Origin of the sequence: Enterococcus termitis, from assembly GCF_001730305.1 — a bacterium.
GTDB lineage: Bacteria > Bacillota > Bacilli > Lactobacillales > Enterococcaceae > Enterococcus_L > Enterococcus_L termitis.
This window is the reverse complement of the sequence record NZ_MIJY01000001.1, coordinates 146557-169130: the sequence shown is the minus strand read 5'-3', so window position 1 is coordinate 169130 and position 22574 is coordinate 146557. Positions and strand designations below refer to the sequence as shown.

Sequence of the window (22574 nt, the reverse complement as noted above, 5' to 3'; positions counted from 1 at the left end):
CTTTTTTATCACTTGATAAAAAACGATCCAAAAAGAAAACCGTTTTTTTATCGGTTGATAAAAATAGTAACATAAAAAAAAGAATCGCACAACTTTTTTATCGATTGATAAAAAATAAGCTATTCTTTAAGAAATCACACCATGGAGCACCATATTCATCAATTCGGCAATTTGGTCTGAACGTTCTTTTCCCGTTGATAGTTGATGCACTGTCGAAAATAATAAAGACAAGCTCATAAGATAAAATTGAGCAGCTTTTTGAGAAGAAACCTTTTTATTCAGTACTTCTTCACTTGATTCAAAAACTTTTTGCAACGGCTCCAAATAGTATTCATTTAAAATAAAAAACAGCTGCTGTTTGTTTTCCGGCTCCATTTCTACCGCACTTTGATGAATAAACGAGAAAATATCCCGGTGATATACGTTTAATAATGCCTCTGTACATTGGATTAATTGCGTTTCAAGTGACTCTGGCTTTTTGACGATTTTTTCTATTTCTGATTTTAGTTGACTGCCGATTTGTTTATTGATTTCCAGAAATAATATTTCTTTATTGGAAAAATGATAATAAAGTGCCGGCTGTGTGATATTCGCAGCCTTGGCAATGTCACGAGTGGAGGTATTTTTATAGCCGTTTGTTAAAAACAGCTCTTTTGCCGTCTCTAAAATCGACTGATGTGTCACTTCAAAGACTGTCTCCTTTTTCATTCTTATCCCCTCCGTTTTAGATTGGTCGCTCTTTTACTTCATGGACTATTTTAAAACAAATTCAGAAAAAAAGATAGTAAGCAAAGATTTAAAGTGATCGTCAGCAATTCTTTTAATTAGCATTGACTTTTTTTTTAAGTGACAATTCGATATCAATCCATTCAAGTTGTTCTGTTTTTGTAATGTAACAACGGTTACATTACACATTTTAGAAAAAAAGACATAAATGATTGGCTTTTGTAAAAACGGAAACGAACATTTAACCTCCCTTTTACAGACAATTTTTCTCGGTTGTGTTTAAATACTAGTGGCTTGAATAGGTGATAACTACCTACATATAAAAACAAAACACATCAAAGGAGAATCTTTTTGAAAAAAACTACTATCTTGACTACATTACTGATTACAAGTGTGACACTTTCCTCCAGCTTATTGTTAAGTACCCCTGTATTTGCGGCTACTACCGAGGAAAACCAAGCTGCACAGGAAAAAATCATAAGTGATTCTTCAAGGAAATTGGCATCAATAAAAGAAGCCACACAAAAAGCGAGTGAATCGACCAACGAAACAACTGAGCAATTAACCTATATTGGCATCAAAATTCAAAAAACGCAAACAGCAATCCAACAGCTAGAAGATATTCACTCACTAGGTAACGTTCATACATCAGAAAACTCAGAGGAAAATGTTCCCTTAACAATCGAAATGTCGTCTGTCACGCTTGATGAGGACAATAATGATCCATTAAAAGAGAAAAAGGAACGGCTAGCTGAATTGTCCCAACAGCAACAGGAGCTACAAACCGACATAAAATCACTCAAAGAAGAACAAGCCAACTTACATAAACAAGAAAAACAGCTGTCTGAAAAAATCGACCAAGCAAAAAAACAAACAACTGAACAGGCGAAACAAGTCGATACACGTACAGCTGTTGTGGCAGCTGCTAAAACGCATTTGGGTAAACCATATGTTTATGGTGCTGCTGGTCCTGATGCATTTGATTGCTCTGGACTTGTTCAAGTTGCGTTTGCTTCGATCGGTCATTCATTGGGACGAACTACTGTTGATCAAGAAACCGCAGGAACCACCATTGCTGTTTCCGAAGCCCAAGCAGGCGATTTAGTCTTTTGGGGTAGTCATGGCGGCACTTATCATGTAGGCATTTCAACAGGAGATGGCTCTTATATCCACGCACCTGTTCCTGGGGATGTTGTTCAAATTGCAACGGTCGCTTCATATGCACCAGACTTTGCTGTGCGCGTACTATCATAAAAATAGATAGCAATGAATGAAGGTATCCGAAGCATAACTTTACAAGTTATGTCTCGGATACCTTTATGTTAGATTATTAGAGGGCAAAAGAATTGCCCTTCTTTGTTTATTTCTAGAAAATACCTCTTAGTAAACCTTTACTTTTTAATACTCACCTGGAGCAATTACATGAATTCCTGGATTACCTTCGGTAAAATAGTTTTCTTCTGTTAGGAAAACATTATCGCTCAAATCCAGTACACATAAGTTATTAGAGCGCACATCTAGAGAAATCAAGTCACGATTCGCGCTTACATCTAAATACCTTAATTGATTGTGATTTAAGCTTAATCGTTTAATCGCTGGATTTTTGCTTAATTTAATCAGACTTAATTGATTGTAGCCAGCATACAAATTTATTAGATTGACATTTTTGCTTACATTTAATGATGATAATTTATTTTTCGTTAGAAAAAGTAACTCTAATTGCCCATTACTTGATAAATCCAATTGTTCTAATTGATTATTCGTCAAACCTAACTCTTTTAGTTTTGTATTTTTGGAAACATCTACAGCGTTTAACCCCAATTGATCCAATTTTAAGCTCTGTAGTTCTGTATTTTGAGTCACATCTATCTCTGAAAAAGTAGAATTTTGGCTTAGATCCAATTCCCACAATTTAGTATTTTGTGAAACATTCGCTGATATCAAATGATTTTGCCCTAGAAGCAAATAAACCAACTCTGGATTGTTAGTTGTATCAATCTCTATTAGCTTGTTCCAGTAAATACTCAACCATTTCAATTTAGGATTCTTGCTAATATCTATCGTTTTTAACTGATTATTATTTAGGTGTAATGTCTCTAGCTCAAAGCAATTGGTCACATTGATCTTCGTCAGCTTATTACCAGCAGAGGTTACCTCAGTTAACTTGGTATTGTGTGTAAGATCAAGACTTGTCACATCTGTATCTGATACGTCAAGCTCTGTAAGCTCTGTATTCTGACTAAGATCGATTGTTGCTATGCTACCGCCTTGAATAATCAATCTCTTTAAGTTAACGAGCTGTTCAACACCTACAGCATTTTCAATCGCCTGATCGTCATAAACACTTAGTTGCAGATTAGTCACTTTTCCAGCATCTTGCTTAGTCAACATATCGTCAACAGACTTTTCAACTTGTTTTGCAACTTCTGCAGCAAAAACCGGGTCGGGAAATACTTCCTTGATTATGCCAATATTTGTTTCTTCTGCAAGTACAACACTATTCTCAACCTCTGAAACATTTTCCGCTAGTACTTGCTGAGCCTCAAACAACATTCCAACAGAACTTACTAATAAAGCTACAACCAATTGTTTCATTTTTCTTTTCTTATTCATTTTTCTACCTCCATCTTTTCCCTAATAATACACCTCTCTTTTCCTGATGTCAAATATAATTTCCTTAAGATAAAATTATAAACACTTTTTATCTTAATAAAACGATATTACATTTAATTAAAATGAAGCCTTGCCTTTAAAATATACTCTAATTGATACTAATCGTTATGCAGATAATTATTTTTCTTTTCTGATTGTTCATTAAAAAGTGCATATTCACAAAATTTAAAACGACCAAAACGACACAAATACATAATAAAATTCTCTATTTTTTAAATAAACAGCTAAATTGTTGAGAATTATGAGAAAATATGATATTTTATTCTTGTGTGTAATTTGATTTGTGTTCCCTCCATCGAAAACGGTGGAGGAATATTTTTTTTATTCTGCAGACCAACAAGGATGAGTCGTATTTTCACGATAATTGTTCATCATTCCATTGTTTCGATAAACTCTTTTCATCCCACGATTTTCCGAATGTTGTTTCCGTCGGCTCTCTCTCCAATTTTCATCCATTTTTTCTCGATTCCAGCCGTGCATTTCATTCATTTCAACAGAATCCATGTGGCGATTACCAAAACCTCCAACTGCTTCAGCCCTAGGCGCAAAGCTTACCAAGCCTAAAATCGCAATTCCAAATAATACTTTACTAGTGTGTTTCTTCATTGTTTAATTCCTCCTCTTTTTCCCTAGTTTATCGTCTAATTGTGACGAATATGTGTCAAAAAAAATTTCCCTAAACGCTGAATTATTGACTATAATAGGAGGTAGAAACAGGAGGATATATCATGAAAAAGATTTTGATCGTAGATGATCATCAACAAATTACTGAAGTCTTAAAAGATTATGTTTTAAAAGAAGGCTTCACGCCCATTGTCGTTTCTAACGGACAAGACGCATTGACAGCCTTTAATACTCATACGATCGAATTGGTTTTACTGGATGTGATGCTTCCTATACTTGACGGCTTTGAAGTCTGTAAAAAAATCAGAGAGACCTCAAATGTTCCAATCATTATGATCACAGCCAAAGGGGAAGATTATCATCGCATCATGGGGTTGGATATCGGTGCAGATGATTATATCGTCAAACCATTTTCTCCCAGTGAAGTTATGGCTAGAATTCGGGCAATTTTACGACGAATCGAACGAACAGAAGAAAATCAGCAATCAATGGTTTATTTAACTTACGATAACTTGGCAATTTACTTAGAAGAAAAGAATGTAACAATTGATCAACAGGAAATTCTTTTAACTAAAAGAGAATTAGAACTGCTTTGGCTGCTGTTATCTCATAGGGAAAAAGTTTTCTCACGAGATAACTTATTAGATAGTCTTTGGGGCATCGATTATTTTGGTGACGCTAGAACAGTTGATACTCATATCAAACGTTTACGGGCAAAACTAGATGAATTTCCTCATCCTAATTGGGAAATTGCCACCGTTTGGGGACAAGGATATAAATTCGAGGGTAAAAAATGAAGAGTAAATTGACCAAAAAACTAATTTTATATTTTTCACTGACTTTACTTCTATTCTCAGTGGTTATCGGTTTAGCCTTTCGATTCCTTTTTTCTAAGCAGACCGTTACGATCCATACAGAAGAAATGACTCGAAGAGCATCAGTGATCGCAGAGAATCTCGGGGAATATTTTTCTGAGCAAGACACAACTGAAGAGGACGATAGCTCTTCCATGCACGGCATGATGGGATCAAATTCTTCAATGAGGATGGGAATGCACTATTCCTCCTTCATTCAGTTTATGGATCAATTAGCGATGGATGATCTATGGATCGTGGATGAACATGCCCAAACGATCACAGTTGGACATGGCATGCATGAAAAACAATACAATGAACTTCCTGACGATGCCCAAGAAGTAATCAAACAAGTCTACACTGGCAAAACAACTACTAGTAATGCTTTTAGTCATTTTATTGGCGAACCAACTGTCACAGTCGGCGAACCGATCAAAAATGAACAGGGCGACGTTTTAGGCGTTGTTTTGATTCATTCAGCGGTTTCCAGTGTACATAAAGAGGAGAAGAACGGCTACGTTCTACTCTGGATCAGTATTTTGATTGCTTGGATCATCGGCTTACTGCTGTCCGTTATTCTATCAAGAAAGTTCATCGCTCCAATCAACAGGATGCGTTCATTCACAGACGAGCTTGTAGTAGAAAACTATGAAGATTCGTTAACACTTTTAGAAAATGATGAAATTGGTCAGCTTGGGGAAAAATTGAACGTCTTAAAGGAGCGACTTTCAGCAGCTAAAAACCAGCGCGAAAATAGAGAGCAAGCACAAAAAGACTTCTTGTCCACCGTTTCTCATGAACTACGCACACCTGTAACCGTAATTCGTGGTTCGCTAGAATCATTAGCTGATGGTTTAGTTTCACAGCCTGAAAAGGTCACTGAGTATCATCAGCAACTATTGAGTGAAGCAATCGTATTGGAACGTTTGATCAATGATTTATTAGAATTGTCACGTTTAGAAAATCCTGAATTTTCGATCACCATCGAATCTGTAACAATCAATGATGTTCTTTCCGATAGTTTACGCAGTTTGCGATTGAAGGCAGCGGAAAAAGAACAAGTTTTAACGATCGAAACACCTTTGAATGAGCCTGTAATCATTCAAGGAGACTATGGACGAATCCGTCAACTGTTTGTTATTTTGATCGAAAATGCACTTAAATTCGCACCTCATCAAACAGCTGTTGCTATCAATACTACAATAAAGAATGGCTCACTGATAGTCAGTGTCCATAATTCAGGTACAGCGATTCCACCAAAAGAACAAGCGCAAATTTTTGCTCGTTTTCATCGTTCTCCTTCAAAAGACCAACTGGATGGAACCGGCTTAGGTCTTGCGATTGCTAAAGAAATTGCAGATCGTCATCACTTTGATTTAAGGGTTGAAAGTACGAAAGAAGCAGGAACAACCTTTTTTGTGATTATCCCATTAGAATAAAAAAAGAGCCTAAAGCAAAAATGAAAAAATCGTTTTTACTTTGGGCTCTTTATCTAAATACACACAATTCTGCTCATATCAACTTCTAAGAGGCTCTGAAGTTACTTTTTGGACCTCTTTACTCTACTGTCACGCTTTTCGCTAAATTACGTGGTTTATCTACATCGTAGCCTCTTTGTAAGGTTGCAAAATAAGCGATCAATTGCGTTGGGACAATACTGACTAACGCTGTCAATAATGGATGGACATCCGGTAAAATGATTTGGTCTGTTTCTTTGGATAATGCGGCTATCGAGATGACAAAGTTATGCGCACCCCGGCTTTCTACTTCTTTCAAATTTCCTCTTGTGTGAGCCGCAGTTTTTTTATCAGTGATTACACCAAAAACAGGCGTTCCTTCTTCGATCAAGGCAATTGTTCCATGCTTTAATTCTCCTGCTGCAAAACCTTCTGCTTGAATATAAGAGATTTCTTTCAGTTTTAACGATGCTTCCATCGATACATAGTAATCAACACCGCGGCCAATGTAAAAAGCATTTCTTGTTACAGCCAAATACTCTTCTACCAGCTGACTGATTTCCATTTTTTCATCAATGATCGTTTCCATTACTGAAGCAATCACACTCAATTCATGAGCGATATCAAATGCAAGAGAAGCTGATCGGTTTTTCTTATCACCGATTGCTTTCGCTAATACAGCTAACACAGCGATTTGAGCTGTATAAGCCTTCGTTGAGGCTACTGCGATTTCAGGTCCCGCATGAAGCAATAGTGTGTACTTCGCTTCTCTAGATAACGTTGAGCCAGGAACATTGGTCAATGTTAATGAAGGCAAGCCAAGCTCGTTGATTTGCACTAACACTTGACGACTGTCTGCCGTTTCCCCACTTTGGCTTAAGAAAATAAAGAAAGGTTTTTCTGAAAGTAGCGGCATATTATAGCCAAATTCACTGGAAAGATGGACTTCTACTGGTATACCTGCAAGGCTTTCAATCATTGTTTTACCGATCCAGCCAGCATTGTAGCTGGTTCCGCAGGCAACGATGTAAATACGGTCACTTGCTGTAATTTCTTTAATGACGTTGGGATCGATCATCGTTTCACCAGTCTGATTGGTGTATTCTTGAATGATTCGACGCATCACGGTCGGTTGATCATCGATTTCTTTTAACATGTAATAAGGATAGGTTCCTTTTTCAATATCACTTAAATCCAGCTGTGCTTCATAAGATTCGCGGTAAACAACGTTTCCCTTCTCATCTTCAATATCGATCTTGTCTGCCTTTACTGTCACCATTTCTCCATCATTTATTTCTACAAAATGATTGGTTTGAGTAAGCATCGCCATTGCATCACTACAAATCACATTAAAATCCTCGCCTAAACCGATCAATAAAGGACTTTTGTTTTTCGCAACGTAAATCGTCTCTGGTTCATTCTTATCAATCAAAGCAAATGCGTACGAACCTTTGATCACACTCAAAGCTTTTTTAAAGGCTTCTTTTGTATTCGCAGTTTCTTTTGAAAAATAAGCAATCAAATGAACGGCAATTTCAGTATCTGTTTCACCTGTTAGCTGTTCTCCTCGAAGAAAGTCCTGTTTGATTTCTTCAAAGTTTTCAATCACACCATTATGCACCAAAATGAACTGGTCATTACCTGATGTATGAGGATGAGCATTACGTTCACTTGGTTTTCCATGTGTTGCCCAGCGTGTATGCCCAATTCCTACAGTCCCTTGCACTTCCGGGCTAAGTTGAGCTTGAAGATCAGCGATCCTACCTAGAGATTTAACCAAATAATCTTTTTTGTCTGTTCCTGTTACGAAAATCCCAGCTGAATCATATCCTCTATATTCTAATTTTTCCAATCCTTGGACTAAAATATCTGTTGCGTTTTCTTTTCCCACGATTCCTACAATTCCACACATAATGTCTCTTTCCTACTTTCTCATTTGTCTTAGGTTACAATCAAATAAGTGAGTTCACTGTCAATGATTTCCTGTTTGTTTCATTTTCAGTGCGTCCCGTACTTATTGTTGATCGATCATTATATGTTTCTATTCTGCGTAGCTGGATTTTTGTTATAATCTCGCAATTATTTTTTCTTTCCGGCTTGTAGAGTGCAGCCCCTAGAGCTATCCGCCGAATGTTTCGATAAGCTCTTTCCTCGTCACCTGAATCAACAGGCCTGGCGCTATCCTTTTATTGGTCTAACTATCCTCCTTTTCTGTTTTCTAAATAGAAACTGCATTAATAATATAACTAAACTCATTATTCTGTCAACTTTTTATCTAAAAATAAAAATTGGTATACATAAAAACCTTAATTAAAAAGGAATCTATGTATACCAATCCTAAGTGAAAAAAATGAACTAATTGTTAACACTCAATACATCTTTTATCGGCATCGGTTCTGTTATTTTTTCCTGATAGTAATGATAAGCATCAGTATGTGTCATCGTTAACCAATCTGAGGGCATTTTTCCATAATCTTCAGCTGTCCAATATTGTACACCTAAAAATTTATCTGCTGTATCATCTCGTGTGTTTCGAATATACGTACTTTCAGCAGGAAAGCCGTCTCCCATTACCTTCGTAAAACCGATACGACGGTTCGCAGGTATATTTTCAAAATTAATATACGCATTATCAATAAATACCAAATCATGCATCAGTGGATTTTCTACATTTTCACTATGGTATTCAACACCGTAAGAATAGTAGCCATCCCATTTTTTCCAGTCAAAAATATTATTCGCTACAAATAGATGAGAAAGCTCAGAGATTTTTCCATCGGCAAGCGTTGTCCCTAATCCATATTCAGCTGTCGCGTAAAAAATCATTCCTGTATTACGCAGGTAATTGTTGACGATCGTAATATTTCGTCCGGATTTGAATTTAATTCCTCCAGCTGGACCATTATGCCACCCACGAAGATGATTATTCGCAAAATAAATATCTTGTGATCCTCTTAAATAAATCGCATGGTCCTGTGCAATAACATCTAAACCATAATCATCATGACAAGAATAAAATAGATTATGTTCGATCCTTGCCTGTTTTAAGTTGTTATAAGAATTTATGCCCGTGACAATAAAATACTGTTCGTTTGCTAAAGAAACTTTTGCTTCACTTACAGCATTTTGTAAGCGTTGAATCGTATGATTCGTTGTCGCTGGACTAAATTCTTTGATGGCATCAAGCTCAGCCAATTTTACCCCAAATAGATTATTGTTGATTTCAATATTTTCCGTCCATTGATAACGGCTAGGGGTAGCGTAGCCGCCAATATAAATCGTACGTCCCCAATCTCTAGCTGCGCCGACGTGCGCTTGGTCTCTTAAAAAAATATTATTATTGATCTTAGCATCGTTGGTTTTATTAACATTGACTACAAACTTACTTGTAGGATGATAAAAAATATTATTTTCAATTCTTAAATGATCGACCAGTTGTGTATAAATAAAAATATCATCTAAAAATAGATTTGTGATGGCAATATTTTTTCGATCTGGATATTGGTTTTTCGGACATTCAAAGCCAACTTCTGTACCCGTTTCATTTTTTAAAATGGTTGTTCCATCAGGAGCTCCACTAATTTTGACATTCGTATACAGCGGAATCGTTTGATTAACAATATACTCTCCTTCTGGTATATACAGCCAGCGGTTCATCGCTGTCGCCTGTTCCAAACACTTGATCAAATTGTCCGACTGATCCTTTGTATTATTTGGGATCAAGGCGTATTCACCAAAAATTGCAGCATCTGCTGCATCTAAACTTTCTTCCTTAACAAAAGTCAATCCAGACTCTTCTGCCCAGCCATTCTGTTGCTCTCCAAAAATAAATCCAATCGCTAAAAATAAACTCCCAACTAAAATCCAACCCAACAGTTGACCTCTCATTTTCACTTTATTAAACACTAAAACTACTCCCTTCAAATTAATAATGACAAATAAAAAAGAGTGCGGACAAAACGAAAATTAGTTTTGTTTCACACTCTAAAACGCAATAAACGGTGGCTAAAAGTCAGATTTTTCGGCAATTGGAATAAAAATCGACTTTTATTTCAACCTATTTTTATTGAAACGGATTATAAAATCTACCTCCATTTACGTTAAACAGAGCAAAACTGATTATTGTCAAAACAACTGCCAACCCAATCACTGCAAAATCACCCAAATGAAACGGCTGCTGTGCGTACCATGTCCGTTTTTTCTTTTCACCAAAGCGACGCAGCTCCATTGCTGTACTGATCGTTTCGATTCGATCCAAACTAGAAAGAATCAGCGGAAAGACAATTTGAGCAGTCCCTTTTACTCGTTGTGTCAATTTCCCTTTTTTGGACATTTCAAATCCACGTGCTTGCTGCGCTAAGGAAATATTGATAAAATCCTCTTGAATATCTGGAATATAGCGAATCGCCAATGCTACAGCGTAACTGATTTTATAGCTAACACCGATTCGATTTAAACTAGAGGCAAACTCACTCGGATTTGTCGTCAATAGAAAAATCAGAACTAGTGGAATCGTACAAAAATATTTTAATACTAAATTAAATTCATAGAATAATTGCTCCTGCGTCAACGTGAAGCGTCCAATGCCTTGCCAAATCAGAGTTCTTGAACCATAAAGCTCTACACCGTATTCCGGAGAGAACAAATAAACAGCAATAATATTCATCAAAGAAAACACAAAAATAAATTTCACCACAAACGAAATTTGATGCCATTTGATATTAGAAATTTTGAATAAAATCAGAGAAAATACGGTCATACCGATCAAAAAACGCGTATCATACGTCGTCATACATGCAACAGACAATAGAATCAAAAAAATCAATTTCGCTGTACCATTCAGCTTATGGATAGCAGTATTATCGGGAATATAGCCTAACATTTGATGTTCATTCATAAGAAACGCACCTCCTGATCATACGCCATAAAGTTTTTGGTAAATAAAAATGGATCAGACAAGCCTATCTGCTTAGCAAAGGTAAACAGACTCGTCTCTTTCAGCGATGCTTGCTCAACTAGCTGAACATTTGTCAGCACATTGATCGGCGTTGTGTCTGCAAGAATTTTTCCTTCTGACAGTACCAACGTACGTTCTGTATATTCCAGCATCAAATGCATATCATGAGTAATCATGGCAATCGTAACGCCCAGATTGTTCAGCTCTTTCAAAAAGCCCATCATTTCTGTATAATGCTTAAAATCTTGTCCTGCAGTTGGCTCGTCTAAAATGATCATTTCAGGTTCTAGGACTAAAATCGAAGCAATCGTGACCCGTTTTTTCTGACCAAAGCTTAGTGCTGAAATCGGCCACTTTCGAAAAGAATGTAGACCACAAATCTTCAACACTTTTTCGACTTGCTGATTGATTTTATCTTCTGGCAATCCTTTCAAGGTTAAGCCCAGTGCCACTTCTTCAAAAACCATTTTCTTTGAAATCATCTGATTGGGATTTTGCATAACAAACCCAATTTTATCTGCTCGTTCTTTGATCGAAAGCTGTGTAAAATCTTTTCCTTGCCACGTCATTTTTCCTGCTTGTGGTGTGATAAACCCACAGACTGCTTTACTTAACGTAGATTTCCCAGCACCGTTTTTCCCAACGATACTAAGCATTTCTCCTTTATTTAGTGTGACTGAAACATCATTCAACACATAGCGACCATTTTTTTGATATTGATAAGTGACGTTTTCTAGTGCTAATAAAGGTTCTGTTTCCCTTTGTTTGGGTTCTTGAGATTGCTCCTGCATCCAATTTTCCATTTGTTCTTTCAACCGAGGAGCTTGGATTTTTTCGCTATCTGATAAGCATTCAACTTGGGCTAGATCCACACCTGCATATTTCATAGCAGTAACATAAAGAGGTTCTCGGATCCCTTTTTCTATCAGTATATTCGTTTTCAACAGTTCATCAGCTGGCAAATCTGCCACAATCCGTCCTTCATCAAAAACAATCACACGATCGACAGAACGATACAACACATCTTCCAAACGATGTTCAATAATAACAATTGTCGTCTGCACACGCTGATGGAGCTCATCGATCAACGCAATCGTTTCTTTTCCTGCCTTTGGATCAAGATTAGCTAGAGGTTCATCAAATAATAAAATCGGTGCTTCGTTGATCAACACACCCGCCATAGAAACTCGCTGTTTTTGTCCACCCGATAAGTCTTGTGGTCGATGATGTAAAAAGTCACTAATTTCAACGACTTCTGTCCATTTTTTTACTTCTTGCTTCATTGTTTCTTGTGCTACGGCATCATTTTCAAGGGCAAAAGCAACATCTTCTCCCACTGTCAATCCAATAAATTGACCATCCGTATCTTGGAGCACCGTTCCCACTTCAAATGATAAATCAAATAAGCTTGTTTTAGTTAAGTCCTTTTCACCGATTTTTACCTGGCCTGTTATTTCTCCTTCATAGCTGTATGGAATCAGACCATTGATACATTGAGCAAACGTTGATTTTCCGCTGCCGCTTGGTCCTAAAATCAGGATTTTTTCTCCTTCGTAAATGGTCAAATCAATGTTATGTAATGTAGGTTCAGCCTGACTATGGTACTGAAAGCTGAAATGATCAAAAGTTATCAGTGGTTTTTTCATTGATGCCGCTCCTTTTTTCTATGTAAAAAGGACAAGAAAAGACAGTTGCACTTGGAGAGCCAAGCTGTTTTTTTCTCGTCCTTCATGTCTATTTTACTACATAACTAATCTTTTGTTAAACTCCCTTTTTTCGTACGCGTCGCAGCGTAGGCCGCCATCAATAATGTTCCAATGACTCCAACCGCAATAATATTCAAGACAACAGCGATCACGCCTTGTGTATACACTTTACTAGCAGGTTCGCTGTAGATCAAAACATCTAGTGTTGGTGCAATCAATCCCCAAACAACAGCATTTCCGAGAACTTGATAAATATTAAAATGAATAATGTCTTTTTTAGTAAACTCACCATGCTGAAGATCGATTTTTCTACCGGCAAAGCCATAGATAACGCCAATGATCCCTGAACAAACGATCCAACTCCACCATGCACTGCCATAAGTTGTAAAGTCTTTTAACGTATGACCGATCAAGCCAATCAAACCACCTGCAACAGGACCAAAAATAGCTGAAATCAATGCTAAGAAAGGATACGCTGTTTCTAAGTTTGTGTTAGGAAACCCTGTTGGAATCACCACAAAACGGCCTAATATAACAAAAACAGCAGAGCCGATCCCGATTGCCACAATCGTTTTTACTGAAAAATCTTTTTTCATTTCGTTCACTCCTATTCAAAAATTATCTTTGGTGCTTTTCTTAATTGAATCGTCCAATCTGTTCCTGTCCCAATGTGATACAGTTTAGAAAAGGAATCTTGATTGACAGCTACACCGATATTTACTAGCGAATTAACATACACCAAAGGCTCCCCAATATTGACATCTGCAAAAGATTTCGCAAATTTCATGATATTTTGATACACTTTTTTCCCTTGATGATAAATCGTCACTTGCAGCTGATCGCCATGATTGATATCTAAATCTTTCATAAACGTCAGCGGAATGTTTGTCCATAGAGAACCAAAACGAATATCTAAAACATCGATGCTTCCTTCTAAAATGTGCTCGTTTTTTGTCGCTTCGATCAGCGGCAGCGTTGTCACAGATGATGTAGCAACAACACTTCCTAGTTCTTCGAATGAAACCTCTCCACTTGCTAAACGTGCGCCATTATAAGCATAAATGTCTCTGCCATGAAATGTATGACTTTCTTCTGAATGCGGCAAACGACTGGTCACTTCATCAATCGTACGTATTTCTTCGATTCCTTGATAATGTGCAATATGTGTCAATGAGCCATTATCTGGCGTAATGATATAATGTCCCGAAGTTGTTTTTGCAACAATACTTCTGCGTGCACTCCCTACCCCTGGATCGACGACTGAAACGAAAACTGTTTCCTTCGGCCAATATTTGACTGTTTGGTATAAACGATACGATGCCGCCCAAATATCATAAGGAGGAATCTCGTGGGTCAAATCTTCAATAGTGATGTCATCGCTGACCATATGAGCAACACCATACATCGCGCTAACAGCTCCATCACCAAGACCAAAATCTGTTTGTAAAACTAAATATTTCCCCATCTCATTACTCCTTTCTCAATCACTATTCTTAAGAAAAAACAGGGCAAAATAATCTCTACAAGCCCGATCAATTCTCAAATAATAGTACCTTTTTCTCTCGGTTCTGTCAACGACATTATCGAACGATTCGCTGATAAAATGAATGATCATTCGTTTTTGACCAAATAAAAAAGATTAAGTGATAACTTGATTCGTTATCACCTAATCTCTGTTTTAATCCTGTTTTTAAAACGTTATGCTACACCAATCTCTGCTTTCACTACATCAGCAATTTTATCCACATAATAATCAACTTTTTCCTGTGTCGGTGCTTCTGCCATTACACGTAGCAATGGTTCTGTTCCAGACGGACGAACGAGAATACGTCCATCACCATTCATTTCTTGTTCCATTTGTTCAACGATTGCTTTGATTGCTGGTACATCCATGGCACCATTTTTATCCGTCACACGAATATTTACTAATTTTTGCGGATAAACAGTCACTTCAGCAGCAAGCTCAGATAATTTTTTACCAGTTTGCTTCATAACGTTCAACAATTGAATCCCTGATAGCATACCGTCACCTGTTGTATTGTAATCCAAAAAGATCATATGACCAGATTGTTCCCCGCCAAAATTATAATCATTTTTACGCATTTCTTCTACAACATAACGGTCGCCAACTTGAGTGATCACATCTTTCATTCCAGCAGCTTCTACTGCTTTGCGGAAGCCTAGATTACTCATTACAGTGGTTACGATCGTATCTTTTTTCAGACGATTTTTTTCTGCTAAATATTTAGCACAGATGAACATGATTTTATCGCCATCTACAATGTTGCCAAGCTCATCAACCGCAATGATCCGATCGCCATCACCATCAAACGCTAAACCTGCATCTGCACCCTTTTCGACAACCATTTCAGCAAGTTTTTCAGGATGTGTAGAACCGACTCCATCATTGATATTTAAGCCATTCGGACTGGTTCCCATTGTAAAGAAATCCGTTTCTAAATCAGCAAACAAACGATTGACCGAGGTAGCAGTTGCACCATTGGCCGCATCGATACACACAGTTAAATCAGATAAATCACCTGGAATCGTTTGAACTAAAAACTGTGAATACTTCAATAATCCTTCTGGAAACTCATCTAATGTACCTAATCCTTCTGCTGAAGGGCGCGGTAACGTATCTTCTGGCGCATCCAGTAGTGCTTCGATTTCAAGTTCTTGCTCATCCACTAATTTAAACCCATCTGAACCGAAAAATTTAATTCCATTGTCTTCAGCTGGATTATGAGAGGCAGAAATCATGACACCTGCGGAAGCTTTTTGTAGTCTTGTTAAATAAGCTACTCCTGGTGTTGAAATGACACCTAGCTGAAATACTTCGATTCCCACTGATAACAAACCAGCAATCAATGCTTGTTCCAATAATTGTCCTGAAATACGTGTATCACGTCCAACCAAAACTCTTGGACGACGAGAAGAGTCTTCATGCTGACTCAATACATACCCGCCAAAGCGGCCCAATTTAAATGCTAATTCCGGTGTTAATTCCTTATTTGCAATCCCTCTAACACCGTCTGTTCCAAAATATTTACCCATCTTAATTCTCCTTCTACATGTAAGGCTCTGTTCACTTATTTTTACTCAAGCCAAACAAATCCCTTAATCACTCAATTTAATTTGCTGGTTTAGAAGCGCCGCTATCTTCCTCTTGGTTATCCGTCGTACTGTCAACTTTTGGCACACTAGATGAAGTCGACGTACTAGAAGAACTAGATGTAACTTCACTTGAAGAGGAAGGGTCAGGGGTTTCTTGGCTAAAAAAAGTTCCTGTTGTATTTTGTCCCCCGCTAACATCTGAATAGCTAGTACTCGTTTCTGCAAAAATTGGATTGATTGTCACTTCTACTTCCTCAGGTGTAATAATATAATCTGAACTCGTTGGTAACTTAACTTTTTTCTTTACAGATGACTTGACGTTATTGATGTCTATAGGTACTTCGATCGTATCAATACCATCTAAAATAGATTTAGAACCTTTGATTTCTGCTTTTTGCTTCGAAAGGCTAAATGTATAATTAGATACTCCTGACGGCGGCGAACCTGTCGCAGTTGCAGTTAAGCTAACCTCTTTTGACGGAAGAGACAATTCGACCACTACCTTGACTTGCGGTGCAGGATTTTCGATACTTAAAACCTGTCCTTTGTTGTCCAGTGCTTGAACATTCACTGTTTGTTTGATCGTGTCAACAGATTGTTTAACATTCGATAATGGGGCAATGACTCGTTCAATTGCTTTTGCCGTTTCTTCACCCGTTGTAATATCTACTTTTTTAGGGCTGAGCTCTGTTTTCTTAACAGTATATCCTTCTGCTTCTATAGTGTCTGGTAATTGTGCCTGCACCTCAAATGATTGAGTGACCTTGTTCTCTAAAGTAACAGTGATCGTTTTTGGTTCAATTTCAGCCGTCACAGCTGTACTTAATCCTTTAACTCTCAATTGGATTTCAGACGTACCAAGCGGTGTTTTGGTCAAATCAGCAACTACTTGAAAATTTCGAGTATCTTCATTTGATTCTCGATTCAACTGAATTCGATTGGCACTGCTTAGATGGACATTGACTGTTTCTTCATAGCCGGAAACGAAATACTTGTCTTGGTCATATTCCAGCTGGACTGGAATATTGTAAAGCATCTCGTCATATACTTGATTGGTATTGACTAGAACAGAAGAATTGCTCGATGAATTTGCATTAAAAAATAGTAATAGCGCAAATAACAACGCGAGTAATGCAGAAAACCAATTGCTTTGAGAGGGTCTATTCATCGCTTTTTCGCCCCCTTTGACACACCATCGATAAAGTGTTGCAAAAGATTCTTTTTATCTTTATTTTCTTCTTTTGGTACTAATTCTGCTCGAAGAATTTTAAGATATTCTTCTTGTGTTAAACGTGGAATCAAATCATTGTTTAGTGTTAAGCTGACATCGCCAGTTTCTTCTGATACGATAATCGTCACTGCATCACTAACTTCGCTGATTCCAACAGCAGCCCTGTGGCGCGTACCAAATTCTTTTGGTATTAAATTGCTCTCTGATAATGGTAAATAGGCACTTGCTACAGCAATTTTACCTTGTTTTACGATTACGGCACCATCATGTAATGGTGTATTTGGAATAAAAATATTGATCAGTAATTCACCAGATATATCTGCATCCAGATCGATCCCAGTTTCGATATACTCATCCAGACCGGTATTTCGCTCTACAGTAATCAAGGCACCGATTTTTCGTTTCGACATGTACTGGATCGCTTTATCGAAAGCCAAAATCATCTTCTCATCTTCCTGCTGCTCAGATCGAGATGTACGGAAAAACGAGCTTCGCCCTAAATGCTCTAAGCCGCGCCGGACTTCTGGTTGAAAAATAACAACTGCCGCAATCACACCATACATAATGACTTGATTCATCAGCCATGACAATGTGTGTAGTCCAATAATTTCACTCAAAATACGAATAATAATAAAAACTGCGACTCCCTTGAGCAGTTGAACAGCTTTTGTCCCTCTAACAAGCATGATCAACTTGTAGACAAGATACCATACGACCAGAATATCTATAATATTGATAATATAATCACGGGATAAGAAATCTGATGATATCAATTGCTGCCAATAATTTAAGTCGAGTAATCGACTAAGTTGAAAAGACATCATAAACCTCACTTCTCTCTGAAGATTTCTTTATTAGTATACCATACTCTTTTATTTGGTTACAGAAAGGAGAATAAAAGATAGAAAAAAATTATGAAATGAGTCGTAAAATAACAAGTTACGTTACGCTCTTAACCTAAAATATAAACGGATCAAAGGGCGAGTAACGCTTAATAAATTTACTCGGCAATCTGTTAAACACTAAGACTTCTATAGCGTATGCTTATAAGCACTAACTGATAAATTGAGTACAACTAAAAGTGTAAATAGAGCCGCTACTACAATCTTTCCCATGTTGACAAGACAACAGGCTACTAGAATAAAAATAAATGCCTTCAACAAAAATAATCGGAGCCCTTTTAACCGATAACGAGATTTAGGAGCACACCAGATTGCCCAAATCCCCATCATCAAAACCGGAGCGGTAATTCCTAGAAAGATCCTTATCCATGAATCAGTTTTAACTGTAAAGCCCCAATAGCCTAAAACTAAAACTGCCCCTATTTCAATAAAAAAAGCGAGTAAAAGATTAATTGTTTTGAGTCGCTCCATACTAGTATGCCTCCAATCACTCTTAATAAAAAACAATGACTGGATATCATTTATAACATCGCATCCAGCCATTGATTATTTACTATTCTTCTGTGTTAGCTCGTTTAGCTGCTCGTTCTGCTCGTCTGGCAGCACGTCTTGCTTCTGCTTCTGGATCAACGACTCGTTCTTTTTTCACGCGAGGTTCCTTTTCGCTAACAACTTCTGTTGTTTTTTCCAGTTTTGCACGGATTTTTTCTTCTTGACCAGCCATTCGTGCATAATTATAGAAACGATTTTTGGCATCCTCAACTGTTTTGTCGAACAGTTTACCAGCAAATGCCGTTTGTGTTGATTCTAATGAAGAGAAACGGACTTGCTTACGCATAAAGTCTTTCATTTCATCAAAGTTCGGCTTTTTGTAATCCAAGGTCATTGGATTTTTGCCTGCTTCTCTTAGCTCAGGGTTATAACGGTACAATGACCAATAGCCCGAATTGACTGCTTCTTTTGCTTCTTCCAGCGTTTTACTCATACCGCCTGCCAAGCCATGTGTGATACATGGTGTATAGGCGATAATGATTGAAGGTCCAGGGAACCGTTCGGCTTCTTCAAAAGCCTTGATCGTCTGCATTTGATTTGCGCCTGATGCGATTTGCGCGACATAGACATTACCATAAGTCATCGCCATCATGCCAAGATCTTTTTTAGAAACATATTTCCCACTGGCTGAGAATTTGGCAATCGCAGATGCTGGAGTTGCTTTAGATGTTTGTCCACCAGTATTAGAATACACTTCATTATCTAAAACCAGCATGTTTACATCTGCTCCGCTGGCCAGCACATGATCGATTCCGCCATAACCAATATCATAAGCCCAGCCATCTCCACCGATCATCCACTGACTATTTTTAACAAACAGATCATGATCTGCATACACTGCTTCTAAGGATGGGTGAACAGCTTTTTCTTCCAGCAGTGCTGCTTTTAATTTGGCTGCACGCTGCTGCGAGCCTTCACCTGTATGCATATGCTCAATCCAGTCTTCCATCAACAATTTTAAATCTGCTGAAGCAACTGGCATTGCTTCTGTCATTTTCAACGCTAAATGCTCACGACGTGTTTGATTCGCCAACAACATACCATAACCAAATTCTGCATTATCTTCCAGCAACGAATTAGACCAAGCAGGACCTTGCCCTTCATCATTGGTTGTATAAGGTGAGACAGGTGCCGCTCCGCCCCAGATTGAAGAACAGCCCGTCGCATTAGCGATCATCATACGGTCACCAAACATTTGCGTCAGTAATTTCACATAAGGTGTTTCACCACAGCCAGAGCAGGCGCCTGAAAATTCTAGTAATGGTTTGTTGAATTGTGTGCCTAATACCGTATTAGGCTTAGCAGGATTTTCTTTTTGTTTCAAGGTCATAGAAAATGCCCAGTTCATCGCTTGCTCTTTTTGTTCTTCGTAAGGTTTCATGACTAAGGCTTTGCCCTTTGCTGGACAAGCATCTACGCAAAGTCCACAACCTGTACAATCTTCAACTGATACTTGGATACGGTATTTCAAGCCATCTTTTCCACGCATTTCTCTTACGATATAGCCTTCTGGCGCTTCGTCCATTTCTTCATCATCCGCTAAAAATGGACGAATGGCTGCATGAGGACAAACAAACGCACACTCATTACACATTGTACAACGGTCACTGATCCATTCTGGTACTTCAACTGCGATTCCCCGCTTTTCAACAGCTGTCGTTCCAAGTGGCATCCGACCATCTGTCATGCCGTTTTTAATAAACGCTCCTACAGGTAGTTCATTTCCCTCTTGGCGATTGATCGGTTCTACGATTTCGTGCACATAATCTGTCACATTGGTTTTACGAACTTTCGGTTTTACTTCTACTGTTTTCCACGATTCGGGAACATCAACCTTGTGTAGTAACTCTACTGTCCGTTCGATCGCTTGGATATTCTTTTCAACAACAGCCATTGATTTTCTCGCATAGCTCTTATGTGCTTCTTCTTTTAGAATCGGCAGTACCTCATCAAACGGCATAATATCAGCAAGCTTGAAGAAAGCTGTTTCCATCGCTGTGTTGATTCGACCGCCTAAACCGACTTCACTAGCCAGTTTGACTGCATTGATCGTATAAAAATTGATCTCATTTTCAGCTAAATATTTTTTTAGTTTGTTTGGTAAGAAACGATCTAATTGTTCATCATTCCAGACGGTATTCAATAAAAATGTTCCGCCTTTTTTCAAACCTTTTACTAGATCATAGGTGTGTAAATACGCCGCCGTATGACAGGCTACAAAGTCCGCATGCTCAATCAAATAAGTTGAACGAATCGGCGTCTCTCCAAATCGTAAGTGAGAAACAGTCAGACCGCCGGATTTTTTTGAATCATAGTAAAAGAAGCCTTGCGCATATTTATCGGTATGATCTCCGATGATCTTAATTGCAGATTTATTGGCGCCAACTGTACCATCTGAGCCGAAGCCCCAGAATTTTGCTTGATAGGTGTTAGGATTAGTCAAGTCAAGTGCTTCTCCGCAATCAAGAGAAGTATATGTCACATCATCAACGATTCCGATCGTAAAGCGTGATTTGACTGCTTTTTTCTCTTTTTTAAGTTCGTCATAGATTGCAACGATTTGATTAGGCAACACATCTTTTGAACCTAATCCATAACGTCCGCCAATGATCATCGGACGAATTTCTGACTCATACATCGCACTTTGAACATCTAATAATAAAGGTTCGCCGCCAGCTCCTGGCTCTTTTGTCCGATCCATCACAGCAATCGCTTTGACCGTTTTCGGCATTTTTTCTAAAAAGTTTTCAACAGGAAACGGACGATATAAATGTATATTCAAGAAGCCGACTTTACGTCCTTGCTTGGTCAGATAATCGATCGTCTGTTCAATGGCCTGCGCTGCAGATCCCATTGAAACAATCACTTCTTCAGCATCTTCAGCACCATAATAAGTCACTAAATCATAAGCCGTTCCTCTTAATGTATTAATTTCATCCATATATTGTTTCACAATGGCGGGGATTTCTTCGTAGTAACGATTGATTGTTTCACGCTGTTGGAAATGAATATCCGGATTTTGGTTTGTTCCGCTGACAGAAGGATGATTTGGATTCATACTTCTGCTGCGGAATTCGTTCACTTTTTCTTGGTTTAGTAAAGGTGCTAGTTCTTCGTATTCAAGCATTTCGATTTTTTGGATTTCATGACTTGTCCGAAATCCGTCAAAAAAGTTGATAAACGGAACACTGGATTCGATCGATGCTAAATGAGCGACCGCTGATAAATCCATGACCTCCTGTACGCTGCTCTCACACAACATTGCAAAACCTGTTTGACGTGCAGCCATAACATCCCCATGATCACCAAAAATATTCAGTGCATTCGTTGTTACAGCACGACTGGCAACATGGAAAACCGACGGCAATAATTCACCGGCAATTTTGTACATGTTTGGAATCATCAGTAGCAGTCCTTGTGAAGCCGTATATGTAGTTGTCAACGCTCCAGTTTTCAGTGAACCATGAACAACACCGGCAGCTCCAGCTTCAGACTGCATTTCAACAATTTTAACCGGCTGACCAAAAATATTTTCTTTGCCTTCTGCTGACCACTGATCCACTAATTCAGCCATTGTTGAGCTAGGTGTTATTGGGTAAATAGCAGCTAATTCTGTAAAAGCATAAGATATGTAAGCTGCTGCAGTATTTCCATCCATCGTTTTCATTTTTCGCATTATGATCGTCATCATCCTTCTATATATAAGTAGAATAGTTGCACGCATATTCTTGTTTATTATAACGGATATAAAGTGATTTTGAAACGTTTTGTCGAACTT

The 22574-nt window shown here is 38.0% G+C and carries 17 protein-coding genes; 3 read left to right on the top strand and 14 right to left on the bottom strand.

The features are described 5' to 3' along the window. Nucleotides 1-126 precede the first annotated feature (126 nt). Nucleotides 127-708 (bottom strand): TetR/AcrR family transcriptional regulator, encoded by a 582-nt coding sequence (locus BCR25_RS00805; RefSeq protein WP_069661704.1) that lies wholly within the window; start codon nucleotides 706-708, stop codon nucleotides 127-129. A gap of 369 nt (nucleotides 709-1077) precedes the next feature. On the opposite strand from BCR25_RS00805, the gene BCR25_RS00800 reads away from it, so the two are divergent. Then, complete coding sequence (locus BCR25_RS00800; protein WP_069661703.1) at nucleotides 1078-1980, top strand: C40 family peptidase; 903 nt, start codon at nucleotides 1078-1080, stop codon at nucleotides 1978-1980. A gap of 144 nt (nucleotides 1981-2124) precedes the next feature. Here BCR25_RS00800 and BCR25_RS00795 read toward each other — a convergent pair whose 3' ends face one another. Together BCR25_RS00795 and BCR25_RS00790 are read right to left on the bottom strand one after the other, a co-directional pair. Then, a complete protein-coding gene (locus tag BCR25_RS00795; protein WP_069661702.1) occupies nucleotides 2125-3339 on the bottom strand; it encodes a leucine-rich repeat domain-containing protein in 1215 nt (404 codons plus the stop codon). 381 nt (nucleotides 3340-3720) lie between these two features. Then, nucleotides 3721-4005, bottom strand: a complete 285-nt coding sequence (locus tag BCR25_RS00790; RefSeq protein ID WP_069661701.1) for a hypothetical protein — start codon at nucleotides 4003-4005, stop codon at nucleotides 3721-3723. A gap of 122 nt (nucleotides 4006-4127) precedes the next feature. On the opposite strand from BCR25_RS00790, the gene BCR25_RS00785 reads away from it, so the two are divergent. Beyond that, the gene (locus BCR25_RS00785; RefSeq protein ID WP_069661700.1) at nucleotides 4128-4820 is read left to right on the top strand and encodes a response regulator transcription factor; all 693 of its coding nucleotides are present in this window, start codon (nucleotides 4128-4130) and stop codon (nucleotides 4818-4820) included. After that, on the top strand, nucleotides 4817-6316 hold the full coding sequence (locus BCR25_RS00780) for a sensor histidine kinase (protein WP_069661699.1): 1500 nt from the start codon (nucleotides 4817-4819) through the stop codon (nucleotides 6314-6316). The genes BCR25_RS00785 and BCR25_RS00780 overlap by 4 nt, the downstream gene beginning before the upstream one ends. Before the next feature lie 118 nt (nucleotides 6317-6434). On the opposite strand, the gene glmS is transcribed toward BCR25_RS00780, so the two are convergent. From glmS to nifJ, 11 genes are all read right to left on the bottom strand, one after another. Further along, on the bottom strand, nucleotides 6435-8246 hold the full coding sequence (gene glmS / locus BCR25_RS00775) for a glutamine--fructose-6-phosphate transaminase (isomerizing) (protein WP_069661698.1): 1812 nt from the start codon (nucleotides 8244-8246) through the stop codon (nucleotides 6435-6437). A gap of 443 nt (nucleotides 8247-8689) precedes the next feature. After that, nucleotides 8690-10240 (bottom strand): glycosyl hydrolase family 28-related protein, encoded by a 1551-nt coding sequence (locus BCR25_RS00770; protein ID WP_069661697.1) that lies wholly within the window; start codon nucleotides 10238-10240, stop codon nucleotides 8690-8692. A gap of 157 nt (nucleotides 10241-10397) precedes the next feature. Continuing rightward, nucleotides 10398-11231 carry an energy-coupling factor transporter transmembrane component T family protein gene (locus BCR25_RS00765; RefSeq protein WP_069661696.1) on the bottom strand — a complete coding sequence of 278 codons (834 nt, stop codon included), beginning with the start codon at nucleotides 11229-11231 and terminating at the stop codon, nucleotides 10398-10400. Beyond that, nucleotides 11228-12937 carry an ABC transporter ATP-binding protein gene (locus BCR25_RS00760; RefSeq protein ID WP_069661695.1) on the bottom strand — a complete coding sequence of 570 codons (1710 nt, stop codon included), beginning with the start codon at nucleotides 12935-12937 and terminating at the stop codon, nucleotides 11228-11230. The genes BCR25_RS00765 and BCR25_RS00760 overlap by 4 nt, the downstream gene beginning before the upstream one ends. Nucleotides 12938-13041: 104 nt before the next feature. Further along, complete coding sequence (locus tag BCR25_RS00755) at nucleotides 13042-13593, bottom strand: ECF-type riboflavin transporter substrate-binding protein (protein WP_069661694.1); 552 nt, start codon at nucleotides 13591-13593, stop codon at nucleotides 13042-13044. 11 nt (nucleotides 13594-13604) lie between these two features. Then, complete coding sequence (locus BCR25_RS00750) at nucleotides 13605-14462, bottom strand: SAM hydrolase/SAM-dependent halogenase family protein (protein WP_069661693.1); 858 nt, start codon at nucleotides 14460-14462, stop codon at nucleotides 13605-13607. A gap of 233 nt (nucleotides 14463-14695) precedes the next feature. Next, complete coding sequence (glmM, locus tag BCR25_RS00745; RefSeq protein WP_069661692.1) at nucleotides 14696-16051, bottom strand: phosphoglucosamine mutase; 1356 nt, start codon at nucleotides 16049-16051, stop codon at nucleotides 14696-14698. 76 nt (nucleotides 16052-16127) lie between these two features. Continuing rightward, a complete protein-coding gene (locus tag BCR25_RS00740) occupies nucleotides 16128-17279 on the bottom strand; it encodes a CdaR family protein (RefSeq protein ID WP_069661691.1) in 1152 nt (383 codons plus the stop codon). Beyond that, on the bottom strand, nucleotides 17276-18163 hold the full coding sequence (gene cdaA / locus BCR25_RS00735; protein ID WP_069662113.1) for a diadenylate cyclase CdaA: 888 nt from the start codon (nucleotides 18161-18163) through the stop codon (nucleotides 17276-17278). Before cdaA ends, BCR25_RS00740 begins: the two co-directional genes overlap by 4 nt. Before the next feature lie 210 nt (nucleotides 18164-18373). Next, on the bottom strand, nucleotides 18374-18715 hold the full coding sequence (locus BCR25_RS00730) for a YrdB family protein (RefSeq protein WP_069661690.1): 342 nt from the start codon (nucleotides 18713-18715) through the stop codon (nucleotides 18374-18376). 82 nt (nucleotides 18716-18797) lie between these two features. Next, nucleotides 18798-22472, bottom strand: coding sequence for a pyruvate:ferredoxin (flavodoxin) oxidoreductase (gene nifJ / locus BCR25_RS00725; RefSeq protein ID WP_069661689.1), 3675 nt, complete (start codon nucleotides 22470-22472; stop codon nucleotides 18798-18800). Nucleotides 22473-22574 lie beyond the last annotated feature (102 nt).